The 17,266-nt window shown below is 73.5% G+C and carries 17 protein-coding genes, 1 tRNA gene and 1 pseudogene; 5 read left to right on the top strand and 14 right to left on the bottom strand.

All coding sequences use genetic code 11. The features are described from left to right. Positions 1 to 427, top strand: a 427-nt coding sequence (locus tag GTW08_RS28350; protein ID WP_161152768.1) for a helix-turn-helix domain-containing protein, incomplete at its 5' end; no start/stop codon positions are given. Here GTW08_RS28350 and GTW08_RS28345 read toward each other — a convergent pair. The 6 genes from GTW08_RS28345 to GTW08_RS33115 form a co-directional block, all read right to left on the bottom strand. Further along, positions 370 to 735: a DUF4345 family protein gene (locus tag GTW08_RS28345; RefSeq protein WP_139282818.1), complete on the bottom strand. Its 366-nt coding sequence runs from the start codon at positions 733 to 735 to the stop codon at positions 370 to 372. The two genes, GTW08_RS28350 and GTW08_RS28345, sit on opposite strands and share 58 nt — an antisense overlap. A 120-nt stretch (positions 736 to 855) precedes the next feature. Next, the gene (locus GTW08_RS28340) at positions 856 to 1,434 is read right to left on the bottom strand and encodes a GNAT family N-acetyltransferase (RefSeq protein WP_073575789.1); all 579 of its coding nucleotides are present in this window, start codon (positions 1,432 to 1,434) and stop codon (positions 856 to 858) included. Between the two features lie 9 nt (positions 1,435 to 1,443). Next, positions 1,444 to 2,274, bottom strand: coding sequence for a phosphotransferase (locus GTW08_RS28335; protein ID WP_073575790.1), 831 nt, complete (start codon positions 2,272 to 2,274; stop codon positions 1,444 to 1,446). Positions 2,275 to 2,377: 103 nt separating this feature from the next. Continuing rightward, complete coding sequence (locus GTW08_RS28330; protein ID WP_020627798.1) at positions 2,378 to 2,581, bottom strand: cold-shock protein; 204 nt, start codon at positions 2,579 to 2,581, stop codon at positions 2,378 to 2,380. 349 nt (positions 2,582 to 2,930) lie between these two features. Then, complete coding sequence (locus GTW08_RS28325; protein ID WP_073575791.1) at positions 2,931 to 3,263, bottom strand: hypothetical protein; 333 nt, start codon at positions 3,261 to 3,263, stop codon at positions 2,931 to 2,933. Positions 3,264 to 3,320: 57 nt separating this feature from the next. Beyond that, positions 3,321 to 3,833: a polyketide cyclase gene (locus tag GTW08_RS33115; RefSeq protein WP_073575793.1), complete on the bottom strand. Its 513-nt coding sequence runs from the start codon at positions 3,831 to 3,833 to the stop codon at positions 3,321 to 3,323. A 9-nt stretch (positions 3,834 to 3,842) separates the two neighbouring features. Between GTW08_RS33115 and GTW08_RS33110 the strand changes: the two genes are divergently transcribed. Both GTW08_RS33110 and GTW08_RS32305 read left to right on the top strand, forming a co-directional pair. Continuing rightward, positions 3,843 to 4,226 (top strand): SDR family NAD(P)-dependent oxidoreductase, encoded by a 384-nt coding sequence (locus tag GTW08_RS33110; protein WP_346009986.1) that lies wholly within the window; start codon positions 3,843 to 3,845, stop codon positions 4,224 to 4,226. After that, complete coding sequence (locus GTW08_RS32305) at positions 4,214 to 4,504, top strand: SDR family NAD(P)-dependent oxidoreductase (RefSeq protein WP_337826665.1); 291 nt, start codon at positions 4,214 to 4,216, stop codon at positions 4,502 to 4,504. The genes GTW08_RS33110 and GTW08_RS32305 overlap by 13 nt, the downstream gene beginning before the upstream one ends. A gap of 53 nt (positions 4,505 to 4,557) precedes the next feature. Here the strand turns inward: GTW08_RS32305 and GTW08_RS28310 are convergent. Beyond that, a tRNA-Pro gene (locus GTW08_RS28310) sits at positions 4,558 to 4,631 on the bottom strand. A 37-nt stretch (positions 4,632 to 4,668) separates the two neighbouring features. Next, the gene (locus GTW08_RS28305; RefSeq protein WP_073575794.1) at positions 4,669 to 5,619 is read right to left on the bottom strand and encodes a metallophosphoesterase; all 951 of its coding nucleotides are present in this window, start codon (positions 5,617 to 5,619) and stop codon (positions 4,669 to 4,671) included. Positions 5,620 to 5,657: 38 nt separating this feature from the next. Between GTW08_RS28305 and GTW08_RS28300 the strand changes: the two genes are divergently transcribed. Beyond that, positions 5,658 to 6,131 carry a GatB/YqeY domain-containing protein gene (locus tag GTW08_RS28300; RefSeq protein WP_073575795.1) on the top strand — a complete coding sequence of 158 codons (474 nt, stop codon included), beginning with the start codon at positions 5,658 to 5,660 and terminating at the stop codon, positions 6,129 to 6,131. Positions 6,132 to 6,199: 68 nt separating this feature from the next. Here GTW08_RS28300 and topA read toward each other — a convergent pair whose 3' ends face one another. The 5 genes from topA to GTW08_RS28275 form a co-directional block, all read right to left on the bottom strand. Then, a complete protein-coding gene (topA, locus tag GTW08_RS28295; RefSeq protein ID WP_337825342.1) occupies positions 6,200 to 9,016 on the bottom strand; it encodes a type I DNA topoisomerase in 2,817 nt (938 codons plus the stop codon). A 339-nt stretch (positions 9,017 to 9,355) separates the two neighbouring features. Further along, positions 9,356 to 9,946 carry a hypothetical protein gene (locus GTW08_RS28290; RefSeq protein ID WP_202417815.1) on the bottom strand — a complete coding sequence of 197 codons (591 nt, stop codon included), beginning with the start codon at positions 9,944 to 9,946 and terminating at the stop codon, positions 9,356 to 9,358. Between the two features lie 75 nt (positions 9,947 to 10,021). Next, entirely contained in the window at positions 10,022 to 10,624 is a 603-nt protein-coding gene (locus GTW08_RS28285) for a hypothetical protein (RefSeq protein WP_062399624.1), read from the bottom strand. A 74-nt stretch (positions 10,625 to 10,698) separates the two neighbouring features. Next, positions 10,699 to 11,304, bottom strand: a complete 606-nt coding sequence (locus GTW08_RS28280; RefSeq protein ID WP_073575800.1) for a hypothetical protein — start codon at positions 11,302 to 11,304, stop codon at positions 10,699 to 10,701. A 119-nt stretch (positions 11,305 to 11,423) separates the two neighbouring features. Continuing rightward, complete coding sequence (locus GTW08_RS28275) at positions 11,424 to 13,727, bottom strand: sodium-translocating pyrophosphatase (protein WP_073575802.1); 2,304 nt, start codon at positions 13,725 to 13,727, stop codon at positions 11,424 to 11,426. Positions 13,728 to 14,094: 367 nt separating this feature from the next. Between GTW08_RS28275 and GTW08_RS28270 the strand changes: the two genes are divergently transcribed. Next, the gene (locus tag GTW08_RS28270; RefSeq protein WP_073575803.1) at positions 14,095 to 16,638 is read left to right on the top strand and encodes a DEAD/DEAH box helicase; all 2,544 of its coding nucleotides are present in this window, start codon (positions 14,095 to 14,097) and stop codon (positions 16,636 to 16,638) included. Positions 16,639 to 17,012: 374 nt separating this feature from the next. Here GTW08_RS28270 and GTW08_RS28265 read toward each other — a convergent pair. Then, a pseudogene (locus GTW08_RS28265) lies at positions 17,013 to 17,266 on the bottom strand (hypothetical protein); the annotation flags it as partial.

The raw sequence follows: 17,266 nt of genomic DNA, 5'->3' as shown, positions 1-17,266 counted from the left end.
CGACAGCGGTACGGCGCCGGACGCCCGCGCCGAGCCCGACGCCCGCATCGCGCGGGCGATCGAGGCCCTGCACCGGCCCGGCGGCCCGGACCTGCCGACCGGTGACCTCGCGGCGGCGGCCGGGCTGTCGCCTGGCCACTTCGCGCGCCTGTTCACCCGGCAGACGGGGGCAGGCCTGCGGGCCTACCGCAGGTGGGCGCGGATGCAGATCGTCGCGGGCGTCGTGCGCGACGGCGGGGACCTCACCCGGGCCGCGGCCGACGCCGGTTTCGCGACGCCGTCGCACCTCGGGCTGGCGTTCCGCCGGATGTTCGGCCTGCCGCCCGGACGGCTCTTCCGGTCGGGGCTCGACATCCGGGTCGTGCCCGGTCAGGTCGCGGCGACGACGACCAGCGCACCGGCCGCGACCGCCTCGACCAGGCCGTAGAACCAGATCGGGTAGAACGCGGTGGGCCGGTCGACCATCCGGGACAGCACGCGCCCGACGGCCATCCCGCCGAGCGCGAAGGCGACGGTCAGCACCACGCCGATGCGGAGCCCGGGGACGGCCAGGGCCAGTCCGAGCACGGCCGCGATCGCCAGGCCGAACCCGCCGTAGACGGCGCGCACCTCCGACCTGCTCTCCGGGCCGTCGGCCACCAGCCCGAACGGCCGGACCAGCGCGGCCGGCGCGGCCAGCGCGTACCCGCCCATGAGCAGGAAGAAGATGCCGACCACGACGATGACCACGATCATCGCTCCTCCGTCTCGGTGCGACCCCGCGGCGACCGGAGGCTCGTCAGGACGTGGGCGAGCCTGCCGGGAACGGAAGCGGTCCGCCGTCACGGATCTGCGCGATCCCGGGGCGGTGCCGGGTCAGCCGGTCAGCGCGCGGCGCATGACCACCCGCGGGAACCCGCCGGACACCCCGGTGGTCGCCGCGGCGAACGTGAACCCGCCCGCCTCGAACAACGCGCGGGTGCCGACGTAGGCCATCGTCAGGTCGACCCGGGCGCCCCGGTTGTCCACCGGGTAGCCCTCGACGGCCGGCGCCCCCTGCTCCCGGGCGTACGCGACGGCTCCGGCGAGCAGGGCACGCGCGACGCCACGGCCCCGGTGCCCGGCGCGGACCCGGAAGCACCACACCGACCAGACCGGGAGGTCGTCGACGTGCGGGATGGTGCGGGAGCGGGCGAACGGCAGCTCGGAGCGTGGCGCGACGGCGGCCCAGCCGACCGGCTCGCCGTCGTCGTGGGCGACGACGCCGGGTGCGACCGCGCGGGTCGTCAGCTCCCGCACGTACTCGCCCCGGGCCCGGCCGGTCAGGGCGCGGTGCGTCGCCGCGGGCAGGCGGTGCGAGAGACACCAGCAGACCGACGCGTCGGGGTCGCGCTTCGGGCCCAGCAGGGTCGCGAGGTCGTCGAACGAGGTGGCCGGACCGACGACGAGGGGCACCGGCGCAGGCTAGTCGGGGAACGCCTCGGCGAGCATCCGGTGTCCGTGGGCCTCGAACGGCTCGTCGCCGACCTTCAGGGCCCAGGTCGCGGTGCCGACGGCCTCGGCTATCCACTCCCGGCGCCACGGGCCGGGCTCGCGCGGGTCGCCGCCGTAGCCGTCGTGGTGGGCGGTCTCCAGCGCCGGGTCCCACCGGAACTGGCGGGCGGCGAGACGCACCAGGTCGGTGGGCGCCGGGCGCAGCGCCGCACGGCCCAGGTCGATCACGGCGACGACCCCGTCGTGCACCAGCCAGTTGCGGGGGTGCCAGTCGCCGTGGGTGGGGACGAGCCGGGCCGCCGGTGTCGACCAGCCGGCCACCTCCGCCCGGAGCCGCGCGAGCAGCCCGGGGGCGATGCGGTGCGGACGCCCGAGCCTGGCCAGCACGGTGTCGCGCAGCCGGGCGCCGTACCCCTCGTCGACGACGGCGGGCCGGTCGTGCAGCAGCGCCAGCAGCTCCCCGGCGCCGCGGTAGGTCGACGGCTCGTGCTCGGCGGGCGTGTCCTGCACCAGGGCCCCGGGCAGGTAGCGGGTGACCAGCAGCTTCGCGTCGGCGTCGGCGTGGCGCAGCTCCGGCGCGCGGCCGCGGGCGACGAGCGGGGCCAGCCACTCGCGGTGGGCGCGCAGCTCACGGGCGATGTGGGTGTCGGCGTCGTCGCCGGCCTTCACGATGAGGTCGGCACCGGCGTGGCGGATCTGCAGCACGGTGGTCCCGACCAGACCCCAGCCGTGGTCGGCGACGACCTCGTGTCCGGGTAACCGGTCCGCCAGCAGCGCGGTCTGGCGGGCGGACAGCGGCACTCCGCCACGCTAGCGGCCCGGAGACGCCGATGGCGGCATCCCGCGTGGGGATGCCGCCATCGGACGGAGGAACAGTGCCCGGCCGCACGGCCGGGCGGGGGTGTCAGCGGGGGGACACCGAGGAGGCCTGCGGGCCCTTGGCGCCCTGGGTGACCTCGTAGGACACGGCCTGGTTCTCCTGGAGCTCCTTGAAGCCCGAGCCCTCGATGGCCGAGTAGTGGACGAACACGTCGGCGCCGCCGTCCTCGGGGGCGATGAAGCCGAAGCCCTTCTCGGCGTTGAACCACTTCACGGTTCCGTTGGTCATGGTGACTCCTTGTCATGCAGCTTTCGGACGGAACAACCACGTCGTGCGGCTGCCCGGGTCAGAGGAATTCCCAGACGGCAGCCAGCTTCAGCTACACCAAAGACAGCGGATCCGCCCGCATCATCATTCTGCGAGCGCGCTTGAGACACGAAACTCAGAACTACGGTGACCGAGGAGGACGCTACCGCAGGGCCCGGTGTCGGCCAAACAGCCGTCCGCCCTGAGACGCTCCCGCGGCCGTTCCGGAGGGTCGCGACCTGCTGATCGTCATGCTCGGCGTGACTCTGATCACTGGATGGGCGTCGCCCCGGCACGGTCGGTGCCGGGGCGACGACCCGTCGGGGTGTGGTCAGGCGTCGGCGGCGGCCCGCTGGCGCACCGCGATGGGTGCCCCGGCGAGGTCCTCCTCGTTGCACATCAGCTTGAGCTCGTAGTACGCCGCCTCGGACGCCTCGTTGTAGTCGAGGTGGATGGCGATCACGTCGACCGGCTCGCCCAGCCAGGACTGGGTCTCCCGCAGCCACTGCGCGGCGCGCTCCAGTGCGGTCGGGAGGTCGTTGTCGCGGAACTGGACCGGGCGGAACGGTACGTCCTGGATCCCGTCGAGCTGGTGCGCCGGGCGGGGGAGGCCACCGGCCAGTCCCGCGTCGTCGAGATCGAGCGCTACCGGGTTCTCACTCATCCCGTCAGGATCGCGCATCACACCCCGTCGTCGCACCCCACCGTGCCCGGTGTGTCGTCAACGACCCCGTGGCCGGCTGTGGCGCTCGGCGAGCCGTCCCAGGTTCAGCAGCTGCCGCCGGGCCATCACGAGGTCGCCGACCGACACCAGCGGTGCGAGCGCGCGGGTGCCGCCCATGACGACCTTGAGCAGCAGACGGGTCGTGTCCGCCCCCTGCGGCGCGAGGACGTAGGACATGACGGCGCCCAGGACGCTGCCGGTGAGCTGCACGCCGGGGTCGACCGAGAGGATCCGGCCGAGCCGCCGTCCGCCGGTCGCGGTGAAGGTGTCCCCGACCTGCGGTTCCGGGAGTCCTACGAGCTCCTGCGGGGATCGGCGTCCGAAGTTGTCGACCCAGTCGTAGGAGTACGGGGCGAGCCGGATCTGGGCGACCCACGGCCAGACGACGGCGGCCGGCGCGGCGACGGAGACGCCCCGCCACGCCTGCAGCGTGGGGGCCGGGACGAGCTCGTCGCACGGGTAGGGGCGGGTGGTCTCGGCGTCGGTCACGCCCCAGCGGTCACCGATCACGGGTCCATCGTGCACCCGACGCCGCCCGCCGTCCGCGCCACGAACCGCGCGGTCGTCGTCACGACCCGGGGTCGGTGGCCCGGACCGCGTACCGCGCCGTCGTGGAGCGCGGCCGTCGCCGAGGCCGAGCACCGGTTCGGCCGGCTGACCGTTCTGGTCAACAACGCCGGCGTCCAGAACCCGCCCGCACCGATCGAGACGACCGAGGCGTCCACGTGGCGGCGTGTGCTCGACATCGATCTGACCGGTGCGTTCTTCGGCATCAAGGCGGTGACGCCGGCCCTGCGCCGTGCGGGCGGCGGGTCCATCACCAACATCGGTTCCGTCATGGGGACCGGGGTACCGCCCACTACGCGCCGTACGTCGCCGCCAAGTGGGCGCTGCGCGGCCTGACCAGGACCGCGGCGCTCGAGCTGGGCCGCGACGGGATCCGGGTCAACGTCGTCCACCCGGGGGTCATCGCGACGCCGTTCATCACCGAGCCCGTCGCCGGAGCCGCCGCCCCCATCGCCGACTTCTACTCGCCCGACCCCTTCGCGGTGCCGCGGCTGGGAGAGCCGGCCGACATCTCGGCGCTGGTGCTGTTCCTCGCCTCCCCGGCGGCGTCCTTCGTGACGGGCTCGGAGTACGTGAGCGACGGCGGCCTGCTGCTCGGCCCGGCCCTCCGGTGAGGCCGTGGAACACGACGAAGGCCCAGGTCCGCCGGACCTGGGCCTTCGTGTTGTCGGGGTGACAGGATTTGAACCTGCGACCTCTTCGTCCCGAACGAAGCGCGCTACCAAGCTGCGCCACACCCCGATGGACACCCGGGTCTCCCCGTGAGCCGTGGAGAACTCTACCCGATGCCCTCCGAGGCCTGCGCGGGGGTTCCCGTCCGCGCATCGGGGCCGGTCGTGCGGGGGACGAGGGTCAGCAGCGAGGCCTCCGGCGGGCAGGCGAAGCGCACCGGCGCGTACGGCGAGGTGCCCAGCCCGGCCGACACGTGCAGCCGCATCCGGCTGCCCCAGCGGCTCGCCCCGCGGGCCCGGGACCGGTCGATCCCGCAGTTGGTGACGAGTGCGCCGTAGCCGGGCACCCGCAGCTGGCCGCCGTGGGTGTGCCCGGCGAGGACGAGGTCGTATCCGTCGGCGGCGAAGCCGTCGAGGACCCGCGGCTCGGGGGAGTGGGTCAGCCCGATGCGCAGGTCGGCGTCGGCGTCGTGGCCGGCGATGCGCGGGTAGCGGTCCAGGTTCAGGTGCGGGTCGTCGACGCCCGCGATCCGGACCGTCCGGCCGTCGACCTCGAGCACGTGCCGGGTGTGGGTGGCGTCGACCCAGCCGTGCTCGCGGAACGCGGCGCGCAGGTCGGTCCAGGGCAGGTCCGCCCCGTGCACCCGCTTCGTGTCCCCGCGGCGCAGGTAGCGGGCCGGGTTCTTCGGGGTGGGGCCGTAGTAGTCGTTGCTGCCGAACACGAACGCGCCCGGCCGCTCCAGCAGCCTCCCCAGCGCGGTCAGCACGCCCGGGACCGCGTCGGGGTGCGCCAGGTTGTCCCCGGTGTCGATCACCAGGTGCGGGTCGAGCTCGTCCAGCGCCGCGATCCACCGGATCTTGCTGCGCTGGCCCGGCGTGAGGTGGAAGTCCGACAGGTGCAGGATCCGCAGCGGCCGCGCACCCTCGTCGAGGACGGGCAGCTCGACCCGGCGCAGCGTCCAGTGCCGCCGCTCGATCCCCGCCGCGTACCCGATGCCCGACGCTCCGAGCAGGGCGGCGCCGGCGGCGGTACGGGCGAGGGTCCCGGCGATACTCACGCGATCCAGCCTACGTCGCGGGACTATCGTGGCGACCCGTGAGCACCCTCAAGGAGCAGCTGCGGGCCGACCTGACCACCGCGATGAAGGCCAGGGACGAGCTGGTGCGGACGACCCTGCGATCCGTCCTGACCTCCGTCGGCAACGCCGAGGTGGCCGGTGACACCGCCCGGGAGCTCTCCGACGACGAGGTCCGCGCGGTCATCACCAAGGAGACCAAGCGGCGCGCCGAGTCCGCCCAGGCCTTCGCCGACGGCGGCCGCCCCGAGTCCGCCGAGCGTGAGCGCGCCGAGGGCGAGGTCCTCGCCCGGTACCTGCCGACCCAGCTCGACGACGACGAGGTGGCCGCCCTGGCGACCGCCGCCGTCGCCGAGGTGGAGTCCGAGACCGGGGAGAAGCCCGGCATGAAGCAGATGGGCCAGGTCATGAAGAAGGCGAACGCCGCCGCGGCGGGCCGCGCCGAGGGCGGCCGCGTCGCCGCCGCCGTGAAGAAGGCCCTTGCCGCCGGCTGACCGGCCCCGCCGACGCGACGGGCCCCGCACCGGATCATCCGGAGCGGGGCCCGTCGTCGTCACCGGTCTCAGGTCGTCGGGGTCGTGCGCGTCCGGGTTCCGGTCGACTTCGTCGGCGTGGTCTTGGCCGCGGTGCTGCGGGTCGTCGTCTTCTTCGCCGCGGCGGTGCGGGTCCCGGTCTTGGCCGCGGTGCTCTTGGCCGCCGTGCTCTTCGACGCCGCCGGCTTGCGGGTCGTCGTCTTCTTCTTCGCCGGGGCCTTCGCCCGCCGCTCGGCGAGCAGCTCGGAGGCCCGGTCGTCGGTGATCTCCTCGACCGAGTCGCCCTTGCGCAGGCTGGCGTTGGTCTCGCCGTCGGTGACGTAGGGGCCGAACCGGCCGTCCTTGATCACCATCTTCTTACCGGTCGAGGCGTCCTCGCCCAACTCGCGCAGCGGCGGCGCCGCGGCGGCGCGGCCCCGCTGCTTGGGCTGCTTGTAGATCTCCAGGGCCTCCTCCAGGGTGACCGTGAAGAGCTGCTCCTCGCCGGAGAGCGACCTCGAGTCCGTGCCCTTCTTCAGGTACGGGCCGTAGCGGCCGTTCTGCGCGGTGATCTCGTCACCGGAGTCCGGGTCCGTGCCGACGATCCGCGGCAGCGACAGCAGCCGCAGCGCATCCTCGAGGGTGATGGTGTCGACCGTCATCGACTTGAACAGCGAGCCGGTGCGCGGCTTCGGCTTGGCCGGCTTCTTCTTGGCGCCCTCGGGCACCTCCGGCTCGGGCAGGAGCTCGGTGACGTAGGGACCGAAGCGGCCCTCCTTCGCCACGATCTCGTGTCCGGTGACCGGATCGGTGCCCAGCTTGCGGCCTTCCTGCGGCACCGAGAACAGCTTCTCGGCGATCTCCTCGGACAGCTCGTCCGGGGCCAGGTCGTCGGGCAGGTTCGCGCGCTGGGACTCGCCGTCGACGATCCGCTCCAGGTACGGGCCGTAACGCCCCACCCGGACGACGACGTCGTTGCCCGCCGCGTCGGCGAACATCGGGATCGAGTTCACCGTGCGGGCGTCGATCTCCTCCAGGTTCGATCCGACGAGCTTCTTCAGCCCCCCGGCCCGGGCGATCTCCGAGCCGCTGCTCGCGCCGTCGGTGCCGAAGTAGAACCCGGACAGCCAGTGCACACGGGAGTCGTCACCGGAGGCGATGGAGTCGAGATCGTCCTCCATCGCGGCCGTGAAGTCGTAGTCGACGAGCTGGCCGAAGTGCTCCTCCATCAGCCCGACGACGGCGAACGCCACCCACGACGGGACGAGCGCGGAGCCCTTCTTCCAGACGTAGCCTCGGTCGAGGATCGTCTTGATCGTCGACGCGTACGTCGACGGCCGGCCGATCCCCATCTCCTCCATCGCCTTGACCAGCGCGGGCTCGGTGAACCGCGACGGCGGGCTGGTGGAGTGCCCGTCGGGCACCAGCTCGGTGGCGGTCAGCGGCTGGCCCTCGGTCAGCTCGGGCAGCCGGGACTCGGCGTCGTCGGCCTGCTGGCCCGAGGCCTCGTCGTCGAGGGTCTCGACGTAGGCCTTGAGGAAGCCGGGGAAGGTGATCGTGCGGCCCGAGGACGCGAACACGACCTTCTCGCCGGTCCCCGCGGTGCCCGCGATCCGGACGCTCACGGTGGTCCCGCGGGCGTCGTTCATCTGCGAGGCGATGGTCCGCTGCCAGATCATCTCGTAGAGGCGGAAGTCGTCGCCGTCGACCTCGCGGGCGATGGCACCCGGGGTCCGGAAGGTCTCGCCGGCGGGACGGATGGCCTCGTGGGCCTCCTGGGCGTTCTTCACCTTGCGCGTGTACTGGCGGGGCGAGTCCGCGACGTAGGCGTCGCCGTACAGCTCACGGGCCTGCGAGCGGGCCGCCTCGATGGCCGTCGCCGACAGCGTCGTCGAGTCCGTACGCATGTAGGTGATGTAGCCGTTCTCGTACAGACGCTGCGCGCTGCGCATCGTGCGCTCGGAGGAGAACCGCAGCTTGCGGCCCGCCTCCTGCTGCAGCGTCGAGGTCATGAACGGCGGGTACGGCTTGCGCGTGTAGGGCTTGGAGTCGACGGAGGCGACCTCCATCGGGCGGTCCTGCAGCCCCTCGGCGAGGCGGCGAGCCTCGGCCTCGTTCAGGGTGACGACCTCCGCGGAGCCCTTCTTCAGCTGCCCGAGCGAGTCGAAGTCGCGGCCGGTGGCGACGCGCTTGTCGTCGACCTGCAGCAGCCGCGCACCGAACGAGCGCGGGGTGGCCTTCTCCCCGGCGTCGAGGGTCGCGGCGATGTCCCAGTACTCCGCGGAGCGGAAGGCGATGCGGTCCCGCTCGCGCTGCACGATCAGCCGGGTCGCGACCGACTGGACGCGGCCTGCCGAGAGCTTCGGCATGACCTTCTTCCACAGCACGGGGGAGACCTCGTAGCCGTAGAGGCGGTCCAGGATGCGGCGGGTCTCCTGCGCGTCGACGAGGTGCTGGTCGAGCTCGCGGGTGTTCTCGGCGGCCGCGCGGATCGCCGACTCGGTGATCTCGTGGAAGACCATCCGCCGGACCGGGACCTTCGGCTGGAGGGTCTCCAGCAGGTGCCAGGCGATGGCCTCGCCCTCACGGTCGGGGTCCGTCGCGAGCAGGAGCTCGTCGACGGTCTTCAGCGCCTCGCGCAGCTCCGAGACGGTGCTGCGCTTCTCCGGCGTGACGATGTAGAGCGGGCTGAACTGGTTGTCGACGTCGACGCCGAGCCGCGCCCAGGACTCGCCCTTGTACTTGGCCGGGACGTCCGCCGCGCCGCGCGGCAGGTCACGGATGTGACCGACCGAGGACTCGACGACGTAGTCGTTGCCCAGGTAGGGCTGGATCTTCTTCGCCTTGCTGGGGGACTCGACGATCACCAGGCGGCGCGTCGGGCGGCCGGATGCGTTCGCCGTCGAGGTCGGCTTGCGCGTGCTGCCCCCCGACGTGCGTGCCGAACCCGTCGTTCCCGTTGTCGCTGCTGCCACGTGGTCCTACCTCATCTCCTCGGCTGCGTCGCGGTCCCTGCGACGTCGTAGCCGTTTCCCGACCCCGCACTGTTACACCGTGCGGTCCCGGAGCGTGCCGGGACGGTTGCGCTGAGCGTCTTCTTCGGGGTCGACGATCGCACGATCTCACACCGTCGTCGCCCCGTGTCGTGGCTCGTGCCACTGGGAGCGGGCGAGCCGCCAGCGTAGACCCGGCCGTGGTTCGGCAGGTCAGGCGGCCGGTCGGCCGTGGTGCCGGGGCCACTCGGTCGGGCTCGTCATCCGCGGCGCGGGGCCCACCAGTTCCACCAGTCGGGCCAGTCGGCGCGCTCCGTGCAGACGCAACGCCGGGCCGGGCGCGCCGTGTTCCCCCGGGGCGAGCCGTGCCGGGGGAAGGCCGGCCCGGGTGGCGGCGGCGATCAGCGGGCCGTGCGTCCACGGGGCCTGCGGATCGAGCAGCAGCAGGTGCCCGCCCCGCAGGTCGGGGGTGCCCGCGGAGAGCGCCCACAGCCGGAGCGTGGCGCCGTCGAGCTGGAAGTCCGGCGGGATCTGCTTGCGACCGTCCGGCGTGCACCAGGCGCGGGCCAGCGGGACCAGGTCGCGCCGGAACGCGCTGCGCATCCCGGACGCGCCGGGGGCGAGGGTGACGCCGCGGGCCGCCGCCAGCGCGGCCAGCGCCGTCTCGCGCCCCTCGATCGGCAGCGGGACGTCGAACCGGGCCGTGTCACCGGCGCCGAACCGCTCGATCCGCCCGGGCCCGCAGAGCAGCCCGGCCAGGTCGGTCAGCCCGGCCGGCCGGGCCTCCGCGGAGAACAGCGACATCTGCGGCACCCGCGAAGCATAGAACGCATGTTCGAGCTTGCCCAGCAGGGAGCGCCGGACGGGTGACGCGCCGGGTCAGGCGGGACCGTTGATCTTCTTGAGGGCGACGCACTTCGGCGCGGTCGCGAACGCCTTGTCCAACCGCGGGGTGGGGCCGATCTTGTCCAGGCCCTGGGCGCCGGAGATCGTCCGCAGCTTCTGCTGGGCGCCGTCGAGCTTGCCCTTGAAGCCCTGGACGTCGTTCGGGTCGATCGCGTCGACGTCCTTCTTGGCCTGGGCGATCGTCGTGCCGGACCGGTCGAGCATGTCGCGCACCGCGGTCGCCCACGCGTCGCCGCCGCTCACCGGGGACTCGCCGGCCGCGGTCAGCTGCTTCTTGCCGGTGTCGATGCCGGCCGCGACCTTGCCGAGGTACTCCGACAGCCGCGTCTTGATGCCGGCGAGGTCGGCGCCGTCGTAGTTCGGCGGGGTGTTGAGCGGCTGGTAGTAGGCCAGGGTCGCGCCGCAGACCTTGTCGCCCCAGGCGACCGGGTCGGCGCCGACGCCCGCGGTCGGCCGCGGGGCCGGGTCCGCCGCGGGGGTGCCGGCCACGCTCGACGCGCAGCCGCCGGCCAGGAGCGCGGCGAGCAGGGTGGGGAGCAGGACCCGGGCGGTTCGCGCCGGGCGGGGGGTGGCCATCGTCGGGCTCCAGGGTCGGGGCCCGTCGGGGCCCGGGGCACGGACAGTGGTCGACGGTAGGACGCCGTCGCCGGTCAGCTGCTTCCACCCTCCCCGGTTGGCCCGTTCGGAGCAGCAGCGGGTGCGCCGGGCGGTGGTGTGGCGCGGGCCTGCTCCGCCGACCGGGTGAGATCTGTGCAGGTTGTCGAGGCCCGGAACGCCGAGGCGATCGCCGGGTTGCCGGTGACCTCGTCGAGGGGGCCGGTGGTGCCGCCGAGGCGGGCGAGCGGCTCCAGCGCGGCGGGCAGGTCGCGCTGCACCGCGGCCGGGTCGGCCGGGTCGATGGCGTCGACCCGCGAACGCGCCCCGGAGAACGCCGAGCGGATCTCGCCGAGCCCGCCCTGGAGCCGTGCGGAGAGGGCCTCGCCGTCGTCGACGGGGGCCGGGCCGAGCCGGTCCAGGTCGCCCAGCGCGCCGTCGGCGGCCTGGGTGGTGCGGGTCAGGTAGTCCGAGAGGGCCCGCAGCCGCTGCGCGGGGTCCGGGGTCTCACCGGGGGTGTCGACGGCGATGCGGACGAAGGGCAGCACGGCCGCGCACATCGACTCGGTCCAGTGCTCGACGGTCGGCCCGGAGGGGCCGCAGCCCGCCAGCAGGACGGCCGGGGCGACGAGGAGTCCGGCGAGACCTCGCGATGTCCGCATCGCTCCTCCGTCGGGGTGATCACTGCCGTCCGGCGGAGAGTATCCGAATCGTCCCGCGACGCAGGACGACCGCCCGTCCCGATGGGACGAGCGGCCGCCGTGGTCCTGCGAGGTGTCGGTCAGCCGACCGAGCTCTCGGCCGGGGCGTCGGTGATCGCCGAGGTGCGACGCTTCGAGACCACCACCGCGGCCGCGATGATCACCACGGCGACGATCGCGATGACGATCCGGATCACCGGGTTGGCGTCGGGGGTGGACAGCACCACGACCGCCGGGGCGATCAGCACCGAGACCAGGTTCATGACCTTGATCAGCGGGTTGATCGCGGGGCCCGCGGTGTCCTTGAACGGGTCGCCGACGGTGTCGCCGATGATCGTCGCCTCGTGGGCGTCGGAACCCTTGCCGCCGTGGTTGCCGTCCTCGACGAGCTTCTTGGCGTTGTCCCAGGCGCCGCCCGAGTTGGCCAGGAAGATCGCCATCAGGACACCGGTCGCGATGGCACCGGCCAGGTAGCCGGCCAGCGGGCCGACACCGAGACCGAACCCGACCGCGATCGGGGCGAAGATGGCGAGCAGGCCGGGGGTGGCCAGCTCGCGCAGCGAGTCCCGGGTGCAGATGTCGACGACGCGGCCGTACTCCGGGCGCTCGGTGCGGTCCATGATCCCGGGGTGCTCGCGGAACTGGCGGCGCACCTCGTAGACCACCGCGCCCGCGGCGCGGGTCACGGCGTTCACCGCGAGGCCGGAGAACATGAAGACCACCGAGGCACCGATGATCACGCCGACCAGGGTGTTCGGGCTGAACACCTCGTAGGCGAAGGCCGTCCCGGCGTCCTGCGCGGCGATGTTCACCCCGGCCAGGGCCTGGCTGATCGCGTCGCGGTAGGAGCCGAACAGCGCTGTCGCGGCGAGTACCGCGGTCGCGATCGCGATGCCCTTGGTGATCGCCTTGGTGGTGTTCCCGACCGCGTCGAGCTCGGTGAGGATGTCGACGCCCTCGCCCTCGACGTCACCGGACATCTCCGCGATGCCCTGGGCGTTGTCCGAGACCGGGCCGAAGGTGTCCATCGCGACGATGACACCGACCGTGGTCAGCAGGCCGGTACCGGCCAGCGCGACCGCGAACAGCGACACGACGATCGAGCCGGACAGCAGGAACGCGCCGTAGACGGCCGCGGAGATGACGAGGGCGGTGTAGACGGCGGACTCGAAGCCGATCGAGATGCCGGACAGGATCACGGTGGCCGCGCCGGTCAGCGAGGACTCGCCGACGTCCTTGACCGGACGGTCCTCGGTGCCGGTGTAGTAGCCGGTCAGCTTGAGGATGACCGCGGCCAGCACGATGCCGATGACGACCGCGACCGAGGCGATCAGGCGCGGGTCGCCGGCGAGGCCGACGACGCTGGTGTCGGTCGGGTTCAGCAGCTCGCCGAAGGTGCCCGGGAGGTAGACGTAGGCGGCGACGATCGACAGCACCCCGGCGAACAGCGCCGAGAGGTAGAAGCTGCGGTTGATCGCGCGCAGGGTGTTCTCCCCGGCACGGGCCTTGGTCAGGTAGACGCCGAGGATCGCGGTGATCACGCCGATCGCGGGGACGATCAGCGGGAACAGCAGTCCCTGCAGACCGAACGCCGCTGTGCCGAGGATCAGCGCGGCGACCAGGGTCACCGCGTAGGACTCGAACAGGTCGGCGGCCATGCCGGCGCAGTCGCCGACGTTGTCGCCCACGTTGTCGGCGATGGTGGCCGCGTTGCGGGGGTCGTCCTCGGGGATGCCCTGCTCGACCTTGCCGACCAGGTCGGCGCCGACGTCGGCGGCCTTGGTGAAGATGCCGCCGCCGACCCGCATGAACATCGCGAGCAGTGCCGCGCCGAAGCCGAAGCCCTCCAGGACGCGGGGCGCCTGGCCGGCGTAGACGAGCACGACGATCGCGGCCCCGAACAGGCCGAGGCCGACGGTGAACATGCCGACGACGCCGCCGGTGCGGAACGCGATGCGGGTCGCCTTCTCGCGGCCGCCCGTCTCGCGCGAGGCGGCCGCGACCCGGATGTTCGCGCGCGTCGCGAGCCACATGCCCAGGTAGCCGATGATCGCGGAGAAGACCGCGCCGACGACGAAGAAGATCGACCGGCCGATGCGTTCGCCGAGGTCCTCGGCGGGGAGCGCGAAGAGCAGGACGAACACGATCGCGGCGAAGATCGCGAGCGTGCGGAACTGACGGTTGAGGTACGCCGTGGCGCCTTCCTGGACCGCGCGGCCGATCTCCTGCATGTTCGGGGTGCCCTCGCCGTAGGAGAGCACCTCCCGCAACAGGAGACCGCCGACGACCAGGGCGACGAGGGCGACCACCGCGACCACGCCGACGATGGCGAGGTCCCCGCCGCCGAGCTCGAGGCCCTGGGCGAGGTAGGTGGGCTGGGACATCCGTGTCCTCCCGGTGGAAAGGATCCGGCCGGCGAGGTCCCCGGCGGCCGGGACGGGCCGGTGTGGCTCGGCCCGTCCGGGCGGCGACGGCCTCGTCGGCGTCGACTGGGCCCGGGCGGCGTCCACCGGTGACCGGGCTGGTGCAGTCTAGGAGTGTGGTGCATCCCTCAGTGCGATTGGGATCACAAGACGTAACGAACTGGCAAAAGTGATCAATCCCACACGATGTTGCGACGCAATCCGGGAACCTGCAGATCAGCTGCGGTGCAACGACTTCCCCGATCCGTCCGGCGGCGGGACGCCGGTTCGGGTCGGCCACCGGGAGCGACCGCGGATCGTTCGAACATCTGTGCCATCGTGGTCGGTCGTGGGAGCGACGGCGGAGAGCACGCAGGGCCCGGACGGGTCGCAGCGCGGGGTGGAGCTGCTGCGTCGCGTGCTGGCGGGCTCGGGGGTCGACCCGGCCCGTGCCGACACCACGTGGGCGTCCGGTGCCGCCGACACGGACGGGCCGGGGCCGGGGCCGGGTGCCGGGATGTTCGCCGCGCAGGACGGCTTCGACGGTCCTGACGGTCTCCGCGATTCCGACCGTTCCCACGAATACCGCGGCTCCGGCGACGACGGGGTCGCCGCCGTCGACGACCCGTTGCGGCACGTCGTGCGGATTCCGGCGCGGGCCGGGAACCCGGTCGACTGGCCGGGCTGGACGCCCGAGCCGCTGCGCACGGCCTGGGCGGATCGCGGCGTGACCCGCCCGTGGTCGCACCAGGCGCACGGTGCGGAGCTGGTGCACTCCGGCGCCGACGTCGTCGTCGCGACGGGGACGGCGTCGGGGAAGTCGCTGGTCTACCAGCTGCCGGTGCTCGCCGGGCTGGCCGAGGACCCGCGGGCCACGGCGCTGTACCTCGCCCCGACCAAGGCACTCGCGGCCGACCAGCTGCGGTCCCTCGACGGGCTCGCCCCGGACGGGGTCCGGCCCGCCGCGTTCGACGGCGACACCCCCATGGACCAGCGCGACTGGGTCCGCAGGCACTGCCGGTGGGTGTTCTCCAACCCGGACATGCTGCACCGGTCGATCCTTCCCCGGCACGGACGCTGGGCGACCTTCCTCCGCCGGCTGCGCTACGTCGTGGTCGACGAGTGCCACACCTACCGCGGGGTGTTCGGCTCGCACGTGGCGCTGCTGCTGCGCCGGCTGCTGCGCCTCGCCGCCCGCTACGGCGCGCGCCCCGTGATCGTGCTCGCCTCGGCGACGGTGGCCCGCCCGGAGGAGTTCGCGTCCCGGCTGACCGGACGCGGCGTCGTCGCCGTCACCGAGGACGGGTCCCCGCACGCCGGGCGCACCGTCGCGTTCTGGGAGCCGCCGCTGCTCGCCGAGATCACCGGGGAGAACGGGGCGCCGGTCCGCCGCTCCGCCGGCGCCGAGGTCGCCCGGATGCTCGCCGACCTCGTCCTGACCGACGCCCGCACCCTGGCGTTCGTCCGGTCCCGGCGGGCCGCCGAGCTCACCGCGCTCGGTGCGAAGCGCCAGGTCGCCGAGATCGCTCCGGAGCTGGCCGCGCGGGTGGCCGCATACCGCGGCGGCTATCTGCCCGAGGAACGGCGCGCGCTGGAGGCCGACCTGATGTCGGGCGAGCTGCTCGGGGTCGCGACCACCAACGCGCTCGAGCTCGGCGTCGACATCTCCGGTCTCGACGCCGTGGTGCAGGCCGGGTTCCCGGGCACCCGCGCGTCGTTCTGGCAACAGGCCGGGCGTGCCGGACGGGCCGCCGACGAGGCGCTCGTCGTGCTCGTCGCCCGCGACGACCCGCTCGACACCTACCTCGTGCACCACCCTCGCTCGCTGATCGGCGCGCCCGTGGAGAGCTGCGTGCTCAACCCGGTCAACCCGTACGTGCTCGCGCCGCAGCTGGCGTGCGCGGCCGCGGAGATGCCACTGACCACGGTCGATGTCGAGGAGATCTTCGGAGGAGCCCCCGCGGTGGAGGTCCTCGACGCCCTGGTCGGCGAGGGCGTGCTGCGCCGACGACCGCACGGCTGGTTCTGGCCCGACACCGGCGACGCCCCCGCCGCACACGTCGACATCCGGGGCTCCGGGCTCGGGCAGGTCGCCGTGGTGGAAGCGGCCACCGGGCGGATGCTCGGCACCGTCGACGGCGGCTCGGCCCCGGGCACGATCCACTCCGGTGCGGTGTACCTGCACCGCGGCGACAGCTTCGTCGTCGACGAGCTCGACCTCGACGACGGCGTCGCGCTCGTCCACGCCGAGGACCCGGACTGGCGCACCGAGGCCCAGTCGGTCTCCGACGTCACCGTGCTCGAGGTGAGGGAGCACCGCCGGTACGGACCGGTGCAGGTCTGCTTCGGCGCGACCACGGTGACCAGCCAGGTCGTCGCCTACCGGCGACGCACCCCGGACGGGACGGTGCTCGACCAGACGGCGCTGGACCTGCCGCCGCAGAGCCTGGACACCCGCTCGGTCTGGTACACGATCGACCCCGACGCGCTCGCCGACGCCGGCATCGACGAGGCCCGTCTCCCCGGCGCACTGCACGCCGCCGAGCACGCCGCGATCGGTCTGCTCCCGCTGTTCGCGATCTGCGACCGCTGGGACATCGGCGGTCTGTCCACCGCACTGCACCCCGACACCGGACTCCCGACGGTGTTCGTGCACGACGGGCACCCCGGCGGCGCGGGCCTGGCCGAACGCGGCCACGAGGTGCTGGGGCGGTGGCTGGCGGCGACCCGCGCCGCGGTCCGGGACTGTGAGTGCCGCACGGGCTGCCCGTCCTGCGTGCAGTCCCCGAAGTGCGGCAACGGCAACAACCCGCTGGACAAGACGGGGGCGGTGCAGGTGCTGGACCTGGTCCTCGCCGCGCTGGAAGGCGGTGCCCCGGCCGGTTCGCGGTGATCGCGGAACCGGACGGGGTACCACCGGCCCGCCCGTCGGGGGCGGGGGCGGGCCGGTGGCAACCACGTGCGACGACATCGGACGGGGGCGCCAGGGGCGCTCCGACGTCGTCGCTGTCTGGGGAGCGTGGTCTTCGTGGCGGGGCCGGACCGGACCCTGCCCGTCCCTGCGACTCCCAGTAGGCCCGAGTGTCGCGACGGTGACCAGATGTGGACCGCGCGACGTCGGTGATCGGTCAGGCCCCCACGACGAAACGCGGTCGCGCTGGGACGTTCGTCGTAGGCAATCGTGATGACGGCGTGCTCCGGGGTTCGCCGTCCGTTCATCCGGGGGCGTGGACCGCTCACCGAGATCGTGATCACGTCCGGGGGAGTTCACGACGGCTCCGCGGTGGGGCCGGAACCGTCCACGGTCCCGCTCGCCGGGGGCGGGCCGGTGTCCACGGGAGCCGGGCCTGCACGCGCCCTCGCCCGCGCGGGACCGCGCAGCGGGAGCAGCCCCGACCAGGCGACCCGGGTCTCGACCAGGGCGTCCCAGCCGTCGAGGCTGCAGGTCAGGAGCTCGGCGCCGTTGCGGGCGGCCAGGTCGGCGGCACGTGCGCAGGCGGCGGCCGTGCCGTCCACCGACC

The organism is Pseudonocardia sp. SID8383 (assembly GCF_009864975.1).
GTDB lineage: Bacteria > Actinomycetota > Actinomycetes > Mycobacteriales > Pseudonocardiaceae > Pseudonocardia > Pseudonocardia alni.
This window is presented reverse-complemented; position numbering and strand designations above follow the sequence as displayed.

What these genes read in the sequence shown, in the direction of transcription:
- GTW08_RS28290 (WP_202417815.1), bottom strand. Translation starts at nt 9,946, where the DNA reads ATGTCGCTGTTCTCCGCGGAGGCCCGGCCGGCCGGGCTGACCGACCTG.
- GTW08_RS28330 (WP_020627798.1), bottom strand. Translation starts at nt 2,581, where the DNA reads ATGACCAACGGAACCGTGAAGTGGTTCAACGCCGAGAAGGGCTTCGGC.
- GTW08_RS28345 (WP_139282818.1), bottom strand. Translation starts at nt 735, where the DNA reads ATGATCGTGGTCATCGTCGTGGTCGGCATCTTCTTCCTGCTCATGGGC.
- GTW08_RS28275 (WP_073575802.1), bottom strand. Translation starts at nt 13,727, where the DNA reads ATGTCCCAGCCCACCTACCTCGCCCAGGGCCTCGAGCTCGGCGGCGGG.
- GTW08_RS28325 (WP_073575791.1), bottom strand. Translation starts at nt 3,263, where the DNA reads ATGAGTGAGAACCCGGTAGCGCTCGATCTCGACGACGCGGGACTGGCC.
- GTW08_RS28285 (WP_062399624.1), bottom strand. Translation starts at nt 10,624, where the DNA reads ATGGCCACCCCCCGCCCGGCGCGAACCGCCCGGGTCCTGCTCCCCACC.
- GTW08_RS28280 (WP_073575800.1), bottom strand. Translation starts at nt 11,304, where the DNA reads ATGCGGACATCGCGAGGTCTCGCCGGACTCCTCGTCGCCCCGGCCGTC.